The sequence below is a fragment of the Pseudomonas sp. RIT-To-2 genome, from assembly GCF_029623465.1.
In the GTDB taxonomy this organism is placed as follows: domain Bacteria; phylum Pseudomonadota; class Gammaproteobacteria; order Pseudomonadales; family Pseudomonadaceae; genus Aquipseudomonas; species Aquipseudomonas silvicola.
On sequence record NZ_JAPYKM010000022.1, the window covers coordinates 63,630 to 77,707 of the forward strand.

The 14,078-nt window shown below is 62.0% G+C and carries 12 protein-coding genes; 8 read left to right on the plus strand and 4 right to left on the minus strand.

Annotated elements, in window-relative coordinates:
• Positions 1-42 precede the first annotated feature (42 nt).
• The 7 genes from QBK88_RS19435 (at position 43) to QBK88_RS19465 (ending at position 10,112) form a co-directional block, all read left to right on the plus strand.
• Positions 43-1,206 (plus strand): efflux RND transporter periplasmic adaptor subunit, encoded by a 1,164-nt coding sequence (locus QBK88_RS19435; RefSeq protein WP_277963307.1) that lies wholly within the window; start codon positions 43-45, stop codon positions 1,204-1,206.
• Complete coding sequence (locus QBK88_RS19440; RefSeq protein ID WP_277963308.1) at positions 1,203-4,304, plus strand: multidrug efflux RND transporter permease subunit; 3,102 nt, start codon at positions 1,203-1,205, stop codon at positions 4,302-4,304. The genes QBK88_RS19435 and QBK88_RS19440 overlap by 4 nt, the downstream gene beginning before the upstream one ends.
• A 9-nt stretch (positions 4,305-4,313) precedes the next feature.
• On the plus strand, positions 4,314-4,991 hold the full coding sequence (locus QBK88_RS19445) for a heavy metal response regulator transcription factor (RefSeq protein WP_158154413.1): 678 nt from the start codon (positions 4,314-4,316) through the stop codon (positions 4,989-4,991).
• Positions 4,981-6,345: a heavy metal sensor histidine kinase gene (locus QBK88_RS19450; RefSeq protein ID WP_277963309.1), complete on the plus strand. Its 1,365-nt coding sequence runs from the start codon at positions 4,981-4,983 to the stop codon at positions 6,343-6,345. The genes QBK88_RS19445 and QBK88_RS19450 overlap by 11 nt, the downstream gene beginning before the upstream one ends.
• Positions 6,346-6,468: 123 nt before the next feature.
• Positions 6,469-6,693 (plus strand): hypothetical protein, encoded by a 225-nt coding sequence (locus tag QBK88_RS19455; RefSeq protein WP_277963310.1) that lies wholly within the window; start codon positions 6,469-6,471, stop codon positions 6,691-6,693.
• 203 nt (positions 6,694-6,896) lie between these two features.
• Positions 6,897-8,243, plus strand: coding sequence for an OprD family porin (locus QBK88_RS19460; RefSeq protein ID WP_277963311.1), 1,347 nt, complete (start codon positions 6,897-6,899; stop codon positions 8,241-8,243).
• Between the two features lie 345 nt (positions 8,244-8,588).
• A complete protein-coding gene (locus tag QBK88_RS19465; protein ID WP_445764965.1) occupies positions 8,589-10,112 on the plus strand; it encodes a sensor domain-containing diguanylate cyclase in 1,524 nt (507 codons plus the stop codon).
• Between the two features lie 81 nt (positions 10,113-10,193).
• Here the strand turns inward: QBK88_RS19465 and QBK88_RS19470 are convergent, their stop codons facing one another.
• Positions 10,194-10,649, minus strand: coding sequence for a PA2169 family four-helix-bundle protein (locus tag QBK88_RS19470; RefSeq protein ID WP_268145242.1), 456 nt, complete (start codon positions 10,647-10,649; stop codon positions 10,194-10,196).
• A 205-nt stretch (positions 10,650-10,854) separates the two neighbouring features.
• Here QBK88_RS19470 and QBK88_RS19475 point away from each other — a divergent pair, with 205 nt between their 5' ends.
• The gene (locus QBK88_RS19475; protein WP_176569973.1) at positions 10,855-11,091 is read left to right on the plus strand and encodes a DUF3820 family protein; all 237 of its coding nucleotides are present in this window, start codon (positions 10,855-10,857) and stop codon (positions 11,089-11,091) included.
• 103 nt (positions 11,092-11,194) lie between these two features.
• Here the strand turns inward: QBK88_RS19475 and QBK88_RS19480 are convergent, their stop codons facing one another.
• The 3 genes from QBK88_RS19480 to zwf are packed head-to-tail and all read right to left on the minus strand — an operon-like array spanning position 11,195 to position 14,059.
• Entirely contained in the window at positions 11,195-11,872 is a 678-nt protein-coding gene (locus QBK88_RS19480; RefSeq protein WP_268145244.1) for a bifunctional 4-hydroxy-2-oxoglutarate aldolase/2-dehydro-3-deoxy-phosphogluconate aldolase, read from the minus strand.
• 17 nt (positions 11,873-11,889) lie between these two features.
• Positions 11,890-12,603 (minus strand): 6-phosphogluconolactonase, encoded by a 714-nt coding sequence (gene pgl / locus QBK88_RS19485; protein ID WP_277963313.1) that lies wholly within the window; start codon positions 12,601-12,603, stop codon positions 11,890-11,892.
• Complete coding sequence (gene zwf, locus QBK88_RS19490) at positions 12,590-14,059, minus strand: glucose-6-phosphate dehydrogenase (protein ID WP_277963314.1); 1,470 nt, start codon at positions 14,057-14,059, stop codon at positions 12,590-12,592. Before zwf ends, pgl begins: the two co-directional genes overlap by 14 nt.
• Positions 14,060-14,078: the final 19 nt, after the last annotated feature.

Consider the following 14,078-nt stretch of genomic DNA (forward strand, 5'->3'; position numbering starts at 1 on the left):
CATTACCCCCTTTCCAGCCCTGAACCCCGGCGTAGTCTCCGCATGCGCAACTCGATAACAAAAAAACTGCTGTTGGCCCTGATCGTCATCCTCATGCTCGCCACTGCCTTGTGGTACTGGAAACGCCCCGAGCACAAGGCCGCCATCGTGGCCGCCGTGCCCATCAGGGTGGTGCAAGTGCAACGCCAGGACGTGGCCAAGTCATTGTCGGGGATCGGTACCGTGCAATCACTGCAGAGCGTGACCATCCGCCCCCAGATCGATGGCATTCTCAGCAAGCTCGCGGTGAAGGAAGGGCAATGGGTCAAGCAGGGCGACCTGCTGGCAAGCATCGATGACCGCGCCATCCGCGCCGAGCTCGACCAGGCCCGCGCGCAGTTGGGGCAGAGCCAGGCGCAACTGCAGGTGGCCGGCGTCAACCTAAAGCGCTACAAGGACCTGAGCGTCGACAATGGTGTGTCGCGCCAGACGCTCGACCAGCAGCAAGCCCTGTTCGACCAGCTCAAGGCCACCATTCAGGGTAACCAGGCCGCCATCGCCGCCGCCCAGGTGCAGTTGTCCTACACCCAGATTCGCTCACCGGTGACTGGCCGCGTGGGTATTCGCACCGTGGATGAAGGCAACTTCCTGCGTGTCACCGATACCCAGGGGCTGTTCACCGTGACCCAGATCGACCCCATTGCCGTGGAGTTCGCCCTGCCCCAGCAGAGCCTGCCCATCCTTCAGGCGCTGGTGCACGGCAGCCAGCAAGCGGCCGTGAAGGCGTTCGTCGACGGCGATACGGATAACGGCACCTTGCTGGGCCAGGGCCACCTGACCCTGATTGACAACCAGGTGTCGGCCAGCACCGGCACCCTGCGCGCCAAGGCTGAATTCGATAATAGCGCGCAGAAGCTCTGGCCCGGCCAGCTGGTGAATATCAGCGTACAGAGCGAGGTATTGCGCGATGCCCTGGTGGTGCCGCCCCAGGTAGTGCAGCGGGGTGTCGATAACCACTACGTCTACCGGGTCAAGGCTGACACCGTGGAGTCGGTACCCGTGAAAGTGGTGTACCAGGACAGCAAACTCACGGTGGTGGACGGGGTCGCCGCCGGCGACACCCTGGTCAGCGATGGGCAGTCACGGCTCAAGCCCGGCAGCCATATAGAAGTGGTTCACCAACCGCAACCCGACGTCGCCGACAGCGTCGCGGAGCCACAGCCATGACCGTGCGCGGCGGCGTCTCGGGCTGGTGCATCGACCACCCGGTGGCAACCCTGCTGTTGACCTTCGCGCTGGTGCTGCTGGGCTGCATCGCGTTTCCGCGCCTGGCGGTAGCGCCCCTGCCCGAGGCCGAGTTCCCCACTATCCAGGTCAGCGCCACCCTGCCCGGCGCCAGCCCGCAGACCATGGCGTCATCGGTGGCAACGCCCCTGGAGGTGCAGTTCAGCGCCATCCCCGGGGTGTCGCAGATGACCTCCACCAGTGCCCTGGGTACCACCAACCTGATCTTGCAGTTCACCCTGGACAAGAGCATCGACACCGCCGCCCAGGAAGTGCAAGCCGCCATCAACACCGCCGCTGGCCTGCTGCCCAAGGACATGCCGACCCTGCCGACCTGGAAAAAGGTCAACCCGGCGGACAGCCCGGTGCTCATCTACAGCATCAGTTCTTCGCAGATGCCTGGCACCGAATTGAGCGATTACGCCGAGTCGCTGCTGGCCCGGCAGATCAGCCAGATCGAGGGCGTGGGCCTGGTCAACATTACCGGCCAGCAACGCCCGGCCATTCGTGTGCAGGCGTCGGCGGACAAGCTGGCCGCCATCGGCCTGACCCTGGCGGACGTGCGCGTGGCCCTGCAGAACACCAGCCTGAACCTTGCCAAGGGTGCGCTGTACAGTGACTCCAGCGTTTCCACGTTCTCGGCCAACGACCAGCTGTTCGAGCCGGCTGACTACTCCCAGGTGATCATTTCCTACAAGGACGGTGCCCCTGTGCACCTGACTGACGTGGCGAAGATCATCCACGGTTCGGAAAACGCCTATGTGCAGGCCTGGTCCGGTGACCAACCGGGGCTGAACCTGGTGATCACCCGCCAGCCGGGGGCGAACATCGTCGACACCGTGGAGCGAGTGCAGGCCGCCCTGCCCGGCCTGCAAGCCATGCTCCCAGCCTCGGTGAAAGTGACCACGCTGATCGACCGTACCCGCACCATCCGCGCTTCGCTGCATGAAGTGGAAACCACCCTGCTGATCGCCGTGCTGCTGGTGGTGGCGGTGATGGCGCTGTTCCTGCGGCAATGGTCCGCCACGCTTATCGTGTCGAGCGTGCTGGCCGTGTCGCTGGTCGCCAGCTTCGCGCTGATGTACGCCCTGGGCTTCAGCCTCAACAACCTGACCCTGGTGGCCATCGTCGTTGCCGTGGGCTTTGTGGTCGACGATGCCATCGTGGTGGTGGAGAACATCCACCGCCATCTGGAGGCCGGCGAGAACATGCGCGACGCCGCGGTGAAGGGCGCCGGGGAGATCGGCTTTACCGTGGTCTCGATCAGCTTCTCGCTGGTGGCGGCGTTCATTCCGCTGCTGTTCATGGGGGGCGTGGTGGGGCGGCTGTTCAAGGAATTTGCCCTCACGGCCACCTCCACCATTCTGATTTCCGTGGTGGTGTCGCTGACCCTGGCGCCTACCCTGGCGGCCAAGTTCATGCGCGCCCCCGTGCACACACCCGACGCCAAGCCTGGCTTCAGCGAACGGTTGCTGGCCGGGTATGAGCGCTATCTGCGCAAGGCACTTGCACACCAGCGCTTGATGCTCGGCATCTTCGGTTTGTCGGTAGCCCTGGCGGTGGGTGGCTACGTGCTTATCCCCAAAGGCTTCTTCCCGGTGCAAGACACCGGCTTCGTGCTGGGCACCACCGAGGCGGCTGCCGACGTGTCCTACCCGGACATGATCAAGAAGCATCTGGAACTGGCGAAGATTGTCAGCGCCGACCCGGCGGTGATGGCCTATTCCCACTCGGTGGGCGTCACCGGCAGCAACCAGACCATCGCCAACGGCCGCTTCTGGATTGCCCTCAAAGACCGCGGTGACCGGGACGTGTCGGCCAGCGAATTCATCGACCGCCTGCGCCCGAAACTGGCCAGGGTGCCGGGCATAGTCCTGTACCTGCGCGCCGGCCAGGACATCAACCTCAGCTCCGGCCCCAGCCGCGCCCAATACCAGTACGTGCTCAAGAGCAACGACGGCCCGACGCTGAACCTGTGGGCACAGCGCCTGACTGAAAAACTGCGCTCGCTGCCGGCCTTCCGCGACCTGTCCAACGACCTGCAACTGGGGGGCAGCATCACCCATATCAGCATCGACCGCAGCGCCGCTGCGCGTTTCGGCCTGAGCGCCGCGGATGTCGACCAGGCGCTGTACGACGCCTTCGGCCAACGACAGATCAACGAATTCCAGACCGAGACCAACCAGTACAAGGTGGTGCTGGAACTGGACGCTGCCCAGCGCGGCAAGGCCGAAAGCCTCAACTACTTCTACCTGCGCTCACCGCTGACCAACGAAATGGTGCCGCTCTCGGCGCTCGCGCGGGTAGACGCCCCCACCATCGGCCCGCTGTCCATTGCCCATGACGGCATGTTCCCGGCCGCCAACCTGTCCTTCAACCTGGCCCCTGGCGTAGCCCTGGGCGATGCAGTACAGATACTCAACCACGCGCAGAGCGAAATCGGCATGCCGGCGTCCATCACCGGCACTTTCCAGGGCGCCGCCCAGGCGTTCCAGAGTTCGCTGGCCAGTCAGCCGTGGCTGATCCTGGCGGCACTGGTGGCGGTTTACATCATTCTGGGGGTGCTGTACGAAAGCTTCGTGCACCCGCTGACCATCATCTCCACCCTGCCCTCGGCCGGCCTCGGGGCGCTGATCATGCTGTGGCTGTGTGGCCAGGACTTCTCGATCATGGCGCTGATCGGCTTGGTGCTGCTGATCGGTATCGTCAAGAAAAACGGCATTCTGATGGTCGACTTCGCCCTGGAGGCCCAGCGCCACGAAGGCCTGTCCCCCCACGATGCCATCTTCAAGGCCTGCCTCACACGGTTCCGGCCCATCATCATGACCACCCTGGCCGCCCTGCTCGGCGCCCTGCCGCTGATGTTCGGCTTCGGTGCCGGCGCAGAGCTGCGCCAGCCTCTGGGCATGGCGGTGGTAGGTGGGCTGCTGGTAAGCCAGGCGCTGACACTGTTCACCACGCCAGTCATATACTTGCAGCTGGAGCGGCTGTTCCACCGGCGCCAGGGGGCACCCGCCCCGGCGCTGCCAGCCGGCCATTGAGAGCGGACCATGCGTATCCTGATTATCGAAGACGAAGAAAAGACCGCTGACTACCTGTACCGCGGCCTCACGGAACAAGGCTTTACCGTGGATGTAGCCCCGGACGGCATCGAAGGGCTGCACCTGGCCCTTGAGAGCGACTATGCCGTGATCGTCCTTGACGTGATGCTGCCCGGCCTGGATGGCTACGGCGTGCTGCGTGCCTTGCGCGCGCGCAAACAGACGCCGGTGATCATGCTCACCGCCCGCGAACGGGTGGAAGACCGCATTCGCGGGCTGCGCGAGGGCGCCGATGACTACCTGGGCAAACCCTTCTCCTTCCTGGAACTGGTGGCCCGGTTGCAGGCCCTGACCCGCCGCAGCGGCGGCCACGAGCCGGTGCAGGTCAGCGTTGCCGACCTGTGGATCGACCTGATCAGCCGCAAGGCCAGCCGCGGCGGCCAGCGCCTGGACCTCACGGCCAAGGAGTTCTCGTTGCTCAGCGTTCTGGCCCGGCGCCAGGGCGAGATTCTCTCGAAAACCGCGATTGCCGAGCTGGTCTGGGACATCAACTTCGACAGCGACACCAACGTCGTCGAGGTGGCCATCAAGCGCCTGCGCGCCAAGCTCGACGGCCCGTTCGAGGAAAAACTGCTGCACACCATCCGCGGCATGGGCTATGTGCTGGAGAGCCGGCGTGAGTACTAACTCCATCGCCATGCGCCTCAGCGCCTTGTTTACCCTGGTGGCCATGGTGATCTTCCTGCTCAGCGGCTGGGCCATCTATTGTCGGGTGAACAAGAGCCTGGGGTTACTGCCCGAAGCCGAGCTGGACGCCCGCTATAGCGTGCTGGAGTCAGTGCTTACCCGCGACGGTTCCCCGGAGCGCTGGGCCAAGATTGTCGCCAAACTAAAACTGCTCGAGGAAGAGGACCGACGCCTGCACTTCTGGGTGGTCAGCAGCAACCCGACGTTCGAATACGGTACCCCGGACCAGCAGATCCGCCACTTCGCTCAAGGCCCCACCGGCAAGCGCGACCTGAACCGCCCTGGTGACCGCTCACCGTTGCGGGTGCTGGCCGTGGCCCTGCCGGCCATTGATCAGCGCCCCCCGCTGCGCTTCCTGGCAGCCATCGACACCGACAGCTTTTCGCAGACCCGCCAAACCCTCTTCATGTCGCTGGTCAGCTTTGCCGCGTTGGGCATTGTGCTGACGTGCGGCCTGGGTTACTGGGTGGCCAGGGTGGGCCTGCGGCCATTGGGCAACCTCTCTCGCGAGGCGCAGAAACTGGCGCCGCCCCGGCTTTCCGGGCGCCTGCAACTGACCTCCCTGCCGCCGGAGCTGGCGCAGTTCGCGGCCGCTTTCAATTCATCGCTGGAACGGGTCGACCAGGCCTATAGCCGCCTGGAAGCCTTCAACGCCGATGTCGCCCACGAACTGCGCTCGCCGCTGACCAACCTCATCGGCCAGACCCAGGTAGCCCTGACCCGTGGCCGCTCCGCCGAGCATTATTTCGAGGTACTGCAATCCAACCTTGAAGAACTGGAACGCCTGCGCAGCATCATCAACGACATGCTGTTCCTGGCCAGCGCCGACCAGGGCAGCAAGGCCACGCAACTGACTGCCAGCTCCCTGGCCGAGGAAGTGGCAACCACTGTCGAGTACCTGGACTTCATCCTCGAAGACGCGCAGATCAGCGTACGGGTCAGCGGCGATGCGCTGGTGCACATCGAACGCGCCCACCTGCGTCGGGCCCTGATCAACCTGCTCAACAATGCCGTGCAGCACACGGCTGCCGGCCAGCACATCGACGTGCACATCCAGCCCCGGGGGGACCAGGTGGACATCGAAGTGAGCAACCCCGGCCCACGCATCGACGACGAACACCTGCCCATGTTGTTCGAACGCTTCTATCGCGTGGACGCCTCGCGCAGCAACAGCGGCGCCAACCACGGCCTGGGCCTGGCCATCGTCAAAGCCATCGCCCTGATGCACGGGGGCAATGTTTTCGTGCGCAGCCAGAACGGCGCCAACACCTTTGGCATCAGCCTTCCCGCCTGATCAACGGCTACTGTTACAAGTTCTGTAAAGGCTCTTATCTTTATTTTCACTTGTTCGGTGGCCCCACGCTTTATATATTGGCGCCACACAAACGAACTTGCAGACGCAAGAAGGCTTCTCCAGATGTCCAACTCAATGGGTATTGCCAGCGCATTCATTCTCTCTTCTCTGTTGTTGTCCCCACTGGCCATGGCGGAAGAATCGCCGGCATTCGTGGCGCGGAACGAGGCTATTCAAGCCAACTTCGAACAGCATCAGGAAGCGTTGGCGCAGAAGGCCCAACAGCACGAAAACAGCCAACAGGCCCAGGCGGTGAAGGCCCAGGGCGACAATGCCAAGGCGAGCTGAAGTTGCTGACGAAACTTTTTCCCTCGACGTTGCTCAGATGATCGTTGTCCGAGCGATTGATCTTAAAGCCGCTGCTTTCAGCGGCTTTTTTTTGCGTGTCGATAACACAGATCTACACCCGATTTTACCTATTACAAAAAACTGAGCTGATGAAAATAACAACTGCCAAAGTTAAATAATGTTTACCAAGGAGTTTAACAGCAGTGAAATCGACATTCCGCTTTACCCCCCTTTTCGTTGCATTGGCTGCAACGATGTCCGGTGCCGCGTTCGCTGACGACGCCCCGGCCACCAACAACCAGGACGGTTTCATCGCCGGCTCCAGCCTGACGCTGGACCTCAAGAATTACTACTTCAACCACGACCGCCACGACGGCAAGCAGGACAGCAAGGAATGGGGCCAGGGCTTCATCGGCATCTTCCAGTCGGGCTTCACCGAAGGCACCGTGGGCTTTGGTGTAGACCTCAATGCCATGCTGGGCCTGAAACTGGACGGCGGTGGCGGTAGCGGTGGTTCGAGCATCCTGCCGACCACGGCTTCGACGAAACCCGACAACCTGTACGGCGATGCGCCGGACTCGTTCTCCTCGGCCGGCGGCGCAGTGAAGATGCGTGCGTTCAACACCATCGTCCGCGCCGGTGACCTGTTCCTCAACAACCCGGTCATCGCTGGCGGCTCGACCCGCATGCTGCCCATGACCTTCCGCGGTTTCGAGGCGACCAACACCAGCATCGACCACCTGACCCTGGACGCTGGCCAGGTCAGCTTCGACAAGCTGTTCAACCAGAGTGGCAACGGCCGCATCGGCACCTACTACGGCGCCCTGCCCGACGGCAAGGAAAGCAAGCACATGGACTGGGCGGGCGGCACCTATACGGGCCTGCCGGGCGTGACCACCAGCCTGTATGCCTCGCAGCTCAAGGACATCTGGAACCAGTACTACTACGACCTGGACTACACCTGGGCGCTCAACGACCTGGTCAGCCTGAACCCCGGCTTCCATTACTACCATACCGAAGACAGCGGCCAGGCCTTGCTGGGCCCGATCGACAACAACACCTTCAGCCTGCACCTGGGCGTGACCGTGGGCCACCAGACCGTGACCGCGTCCATGCAGAAGGTCAACGGCAACACGCCGTTCGACTACATCCAGGACGGCGACAGCATCTTCCTCGACAATTCGCAGCAGTACTCGGACTTCAACGCCCCCGGCGAGAAGTCGTGGAAGCTGCAATACGCCTACGACTTCGTGGGCTGGGGCTTGCCGGGCCTGACCTCGGCCGTGTCCTACACCCGCGGTACCATGGACCTGACCAAGGCCACCCAGAACCCGGATTCGGGCTACAGCTATTACAGCGCCGATGGCAAAGACGCCAAGCACTGGGAGCGGGATGTGGATCTCAAGTACGTGGTTCAGGAAGGCCCTGCCAAAAACCTGGGCGTGCGCCTGCGCTGGGCGACCAACCGTGGTGGCGACGGCTACAAGGCGGTGGACCACAATGCTGATGAATACCGGGTCATCGTTGATTACCCGATCAATATTTTCTAAAACAAACGTTTAAATGATCCAGGAGCCGGCAGTTGATGCCGGCTTTTCATTTTCACGGTAACTTCAAGAAACACAAAAGAATGTGAGCATAATCCTGACTGAACAATCAGCACGTTCGTCTTAAACGGTGCCATTATTTTCCAATCACGCTTGTCCTACAATTTCAACCCTCCTAGAATACCGCCGCCTAGCGCGCCTCAGCCCCCTTGCAGTAGCGATATTCACTGCGTCAGACGCTATTCAGCGCGCCGCTGACATCCCGGTTTCACCGGGCCCCGCCCGCGCCTGTCGTGCCATGGAACGACACAAGTACCGCGGCGATTGAAATGATCAGAGCTCGTTGACTTGCGCCCGACCAACCCAACTTCACGGCGGCAATCGCGCGCACCGCTTCGGTATTTATATATCGGCTGTGCGCTGACTATTATCGCGATTGTCAGCATCGTCACCTTCTTGCTGGTGCGTGAGCACGATAGCGCCGAGCGCTCTGCCGCGCGCTCGGCGAATAATATCGTGCAACTGATCAACCTCGATGTGCAGCGCAACGTCGACCTGTATGACCAGTCGATCAAAGCGCTGATCGAAGCCACTCAGCATCCCGACTTCCAGCGCATTCCCCAAAGCCTGCGCTACCGGGTGTTGTTCGACGCGGCCATCACCGGCCCGTTTCGCGGGGATATTCTGTGGTTGAGCCCGGCGGGCGACATCATCGCCGATTCACACAGCTACCCACCGCGCCAGGCCAACTTCAGTGACCGCCCCAATTTTCAGTACCTGCGGGACCACCCGGACGCGGGGCTGGAGATCAGCGCGCCCTTCCACGACCGTATCGGCAACCTGGGCTGGTGCATCAGCTTCAGCCGGCGTATTTCCTCGCCCAATGGCCAATTCCTCGGCGTGGCATCGGGAGCATTGCAACTGGCCTATTTCGCCGGGCTGTTCAAGAGCCTGACCATTGGCAAGGACAGCAACGTCAACCTGATCAGCGAGCAAGGCCTGTTCCTGGCCCGCGAGCCCCAGGTGCCTGGCCAGGACCTGATTGGCCAGGACTTCAGCCAACGGCCCAACTTCCAGCGCGTCGTGCGCGAGGGCAGCGGCAGCTTCGTTTCCACCTCCAGCCTGGATAACAAGGAACGTCTGTATACCTTCGCCAAAGTCGGACAACTGCCGTTCGTGGTGATCGTCGCCTTGTCCACCGAAGAGGTGTACGCCCCCTGGCGCCGCACCGTGGCTTTCGTGGGTACCGCCACCGCGCTGCTGTGCCTGGCCTTGCTGTGGCTATGCCTGATGATGGGCCGTGAACTGCGCCGGCGCCTGAGCGCCGAGCGCGAGCTGGCCACCCTGGCGTCGACCGACAGCCTGACGGGGCTGGCCAACCGCCGTAGCCTGGACCGCACCCTGCGCACCGAATGGGCGCGGACCCAGCGCAGTGGCAAACCGCTGTCGGTGCTGATGATCGATGTCGACCACTTCAAGGCTTTCAACGAACGCCATGGGCACCCGGGTGGCGACAAAGCATTGCAGCAGGTGGCCAAAGTCATTGCCGGCTGCGTACGAAGGCCGGCAGATCTGGTGGCGCGTTACGGCGGGGAGGAATTCATGGTGGTGCTGGCCGAGACCGACCTGAACGGCGCGCTGATCATCGCCGAGACCATCCGCAATGCCGTCGAACATCAGCCACCCTATGGTGACGATGCCACGCCGGTGACGGTCAGTGTGGGGGTGGGCACACACAGATCACGGTGCGGGCTGAAGCTGGAGGATTTGCTCGCATCGGCGGACCTGGCGCTCTACCAGGCGAAGGACAATGGCCGGAACCAGGTAGGTTTCAGTGAAGAGCGGCTTTATAAAAGCAACGACAGGAGCTGACTTGCCAGCGAGCTATTTGGGCAAAAAGCTCACTGGCAAGCCAGCTCCTGTACAAGCCGGCGTTGCTTCAGCTATCGATGATCAGCTAGCGCGGGCAATGTTGCGCAGCGCCTTGACCTGGTCATGGTTACGCTGCACGCCGTGGAACTGGCGCTCGACAATCGCGTAAATATTGGCTGGCAAGGGCTTGGCCAACGCTTCCTTGTACGCTTTCAGGGCGTGGTCTTCACCGCGCTCGGCTTCGTTCAGCACAGCTTCTTCACCTTTGCCGGTGAACAGCGACTTCACGTCTACCCAACGGCGGTGCAGGTCACCGGCCACACTGGTAGAGTCTTCCGGGTCGCCACCCAATGCACGAACTTCGCGTTGCAACTCGGCCGCTGCCTCACCGCATTCCTGAGCGTGCTTGACGAACAGGGCTTTCAGTTCGGCGTTCTTGATGTCTTCGGCACAGGTCTGGAAACCTTTCTGGCCGTCCTTGCTGGTTTCGATCAGGTCGTTCAGTACCGAGATAACTTCTTTGTTTGGATTGGACATTTTCGATTCCCTCGTGGGTTGAAAGGTTACGAAGGTATATCGCAGGGTTTGTGCCAAGTTTTACGATCTGTAAAAACCCTTTTAATTCAACAAGTTATAATATAAATGAACTTCTGGATTGCCGCGTTCTGCATGAAACGGGTTTGGCGGTCATGCAGAATGCATGTATCTTCGATTTCCTTTTGCACCCCAGTATTTGATGCCCATGAATCCGGAAAAACTTGAACTGCTGATTACGCGTGAAATGCCCTTCGGCAAATACAAGGGGCGTATTCTGGCCGACCTGCCAGGCCCTTATCTCAACTGGTTCGCGCGGGAGGGGTTCCCCAAGGGGGAGCTGGGCGGGTTGCTGGCGCTGATGCAGGAGATCGACCACAACGGGCTCTCGGACCTGCTGGAGCCGTTGCGCAAGAAGCATAACCGGCCGGCGCCCAAGCACTGAAAACGCGATGCTCGGGAAGCCAGACACAAAAACTCCGGGCAAAAAAAAGGGGCGCCGACCAAGCGCCCCAAAAAGCCGTAAAACAACCAACAGCAAGCAAAAATCAGTCGAACAGCGACAGCGCCTCTGCCGTGCATTCCTGGATGCGTGCCCAGTCGCGGTTTTTGATCCACGCGCTGTCCAGCATCCAGGAGCCGCCCACGCACATCACGTTGGGTTGGGCCATGTAACTTTTCAGGTTGGCTGGGCCAACGCCCCCCGTCGGGCAGAAACGCACCGAGGGGAAAGGGCCGCCAAATGCCTTGATCGCCGCCACGCCACCGCTCACTTCCGCCGGGAACAGCTTGAAGCGGCGGTAGCCAAGGGCGTAGCCCATCATCAATTCCGACGGGCTGCTGATGCCCGGCAGCAGCGGCAATGGGCTTTCCACGCCCGCTTCGAGCATGTCCTGGGTCACGCCCGGGGTCACGGTGAACTGCGAGCCCGCGGCCTCGGTGGCCGCCAGCATGTGGCGGTCCAGCACGGTGCCGGCACCGACGATCAACTCGGGGCGTTCCTCGCGCAGCAGCTTAATGGCCTTCAGGCCCAGCTCGGAACGCAAGGTCACTTCCAGTGCAGTCAGGCCACCGGCAGCCAAGGCATCGGCCAGCGGCAGAATGTCTTCTTCACGGGCGATGGTGATCACCGGAAGAATTTTCGCCTTGGCGGCCAGGGTGTCGATCAGGGCGATCTTGTCCGCCATGCGGTTTTGCACCAGTTGTTGTTTTTCGAGTGTCGTCATAGCGGCTGATCCTTGGCTCAGGGGCACCAGTAGATATCCAGTGGAGAGTGTAAGAAGGCGCGCACCGGCATCTGGGCAATGTCATCGCCCGCCAGCGCGTCACGCAGCGTGTTCAATTTGCCCTGCCCCTGCAGCGACAGCGCGGTGTAACCGGCCGTGGCCAGCAGGGCGCGGGTCATGGTCAGGCGCTGGTGCGGCACGGTGGGTGCCAGCATCGGCAGGCAGCGACGGCTACCGGCAGGCTCCAGCGCCTGGGCCAGGTTCGGGCTGTTGGGGAACAGCGACGCGGTGTGACCGTCGTCACCCATGCCCAGGATCAGCACATCGATGGCGGGCAATTCACCCAGCACGGCGTCGGCTTCATCAGCCGCCAGTTCCAGGTTCTGGGCCGGGCTGTACAGGCTGACGAAACGCGCCTTGGCTACCGGCCCTACCAGCAGGTAGCGCTTGAGCAGGCCAGCGTTGCTGTCAGCATGCTCAACCGGCACCCAACGCTCGTCGGCCAGGCTGACCACCACCTTGGACCAGTCCAGTGCCTGGCGCGCCAGGCATTGGAAAAACATCACCGGGCTGCGGCCACCGGAGACGACCAGGGTGGCGACGCCGCGCTGCTCGATGGCAGCACGCAGTTTGTCGGCCACCGTGGCTGCCAGCCCTTCGGCCAGCAGAGGTGGGCTGGCGAAGTCGCGTGGAACCACTTCGCTTGGCAGTTTGAGTTCAGATATCGCCATACCAGGACCTCCCATCGCGGGTAATCAGTGCGATGGAGCTCATAGGCCCCCACGACCCCGCCGCGTACGGCTTGGGCGCATCGCCAGACTTCTTCCAGCCGGCGATCAACTGGTCGCACCACTTCCACGCATATTCGATTTCATCTTTACGGACAAACAGGTTCTGATTGCCCTGCATCACCTCCAGCAACAACCGCTCGTAGGCATCGGGGATGCGCGCGCTGCGGTAGGTGTCGGAGAAGTTCAGTTGCAGCGGGCCGCTGCGCAGTTGCATGCCTTTGTCCAGGCCTTGGTCCTTGGTCATCACCCGCAAGGAAATGCCTTCGTCCGGTTGCAGGCGGATGATCAGCTTGTTGCTGATCTGCAGGCGCTGTTCGGGGGCGAAGATGTAGTGCTGCGGTTCCTTGAAGTGGATGACGATCTGCGACAGTTTCTGCGGCATGCGCTTGCCGGTACGCAGGTAGAACGGCACGCCGGCCCAACGCCAGTTGCGGATATCGGCACGCAGGGCGACGAACGTCTCGGTGTCGCTCTGGGTGTTGGAATTCTCTTCTTCCAGGTAGCCGGGCACCGCCTTGCCGCGGCTGTAGCCGGCAATGTACTGGCCACGCACTACCTGGGTGGCCAGGCCTTCGCCGCTGATGGGCGCCAGCGCCTTGAGCACCTTGACCTTCTCGTCACGAATACTGTCGGCCGAAAGTTCGGCGGGCGGGTCCATGGCGATCAGGCACAACAGCTGCAACAGGTGGTTCTGGATCATGTCGCGCAACTGGCCGGCCTGGTCGAAATAGCCCCAGCGCCCTTCGATGCCAACTTCCTCGGCCACGGTGATTTCCACGTGGGAAATGTAGTTCTGGTTCCACTGGGTTTCGAACAGGCTGTTGGCGAAACGCAGGGCGATCAGGTTCTGTACCGTTTCCTTGCCCAGGTAGTGATCGATACGGTAGATGCGGTTTTCCGGGAAGTACTGCGCCACCGCGTCATTGACCCGACGCGAGGAAGCCAGGTCGTGGCCGATTGGCTTTTCCAGCACCACACGAATGCGTTCGGCCAGCCCGACCTTGGCCAGGTTCTCGCAGATGCCGCCGTAGACAGCAGCCGGAGTGGCGAAGTAAGCGATCAACTGCTCACTGGCGCCTACCCGCTCGGCCAACTGGACGTAGTCCTCAGCCCTCATGAAATCAACATGCACGTAGCTCAGCCGCGCCAGGAAGCGACGCAGCGGCTCTTCTTCGACCTGCGCCTTGGCCACATACAGCCGCAGGTGTTCCTCGATATTGGCCAGATGCTGCTCGGGCGTGCCGGCCTCGCGGGCCAGCGCCAGAATGCGCGTGTCGTCGTGCAGCAGCTGGGCTCGATCAAGCTGGTAGAGCGCCGGGAACAGCTTGCGCAATGCCAGGTCGCCCAAGGCGCCAAACAAGGCAAAAGTGCAGGGTTCTACGGAAGTCGAAGGCATGATGTTTGTTCTTTTATCA

Excerpts from the sequence above, each read along its gene's own strand:
- QBK88_RS19455 (WP_277963310.1), top strand. The coding sequence starts at position 6,469 with ATGTCCAACTCAATGGGTATTGCCAGCGCATTCATTCTCTCTTCTCTG.
- QBK88_RS19435 (WP_277963307.1), top strand. The coding sequence starts at position 43 with ATGCGCAACTCGATAACAAAAAAACTGCTGTTGGCCCTGATCGTCATC.
- QBK88_RS19440 (WP_277963308.1), top strand. The coding sequence starts at position 1,203 with ATGACCGTGCGCGGCGGCGTCTCGGGCTGGTGCATCGACCACCCGGTG.
- QBK88_RS19475 (WP_176569973.1), top strand. The coding sequence starts at position 10,855 with ATGAATCCGGAAAAACTTGAACTGCTGATTACGCGTGAAATGCCCTTC.
- zwf (WP_277963314.1), bottom strand. The coding sequence starts at position 14,059 with ATGCCTTCGACTTCCGTAGAACCCTGCACTTTTGCCTTGTTTGGCGCC.
- QBK88_RS19480 (WP_268145244.1), bottom strand. The coding sequence starts at position 11,872 with ATGACGACACTCGAAAAACAACAACTGGTGCAAAACCGCATGGCGGAC.
- pgl (WP_277963313.1), bottom strand. The coding sequence starts at position 12,603 with ATGGCGATATCTGAACTCAAACTGCCAAGCGAAGTGGTTCCACGCGAC.
- QBK88_RS19445 (WP_158154413.1), top strand. The coding sequence starts at position 4,314 with ATGCGTATCCTGATTATCGAAGACGAAGAAAAGACCGCTGACTACCTG.
- QBK88_RS19470 (WP_268145242.1), bottom strand. The coding sequence starts at position 10,649 with ATGTCCAATCCAAACAAAGAAGTTATCTCGGTACTGAACGACCTGATC.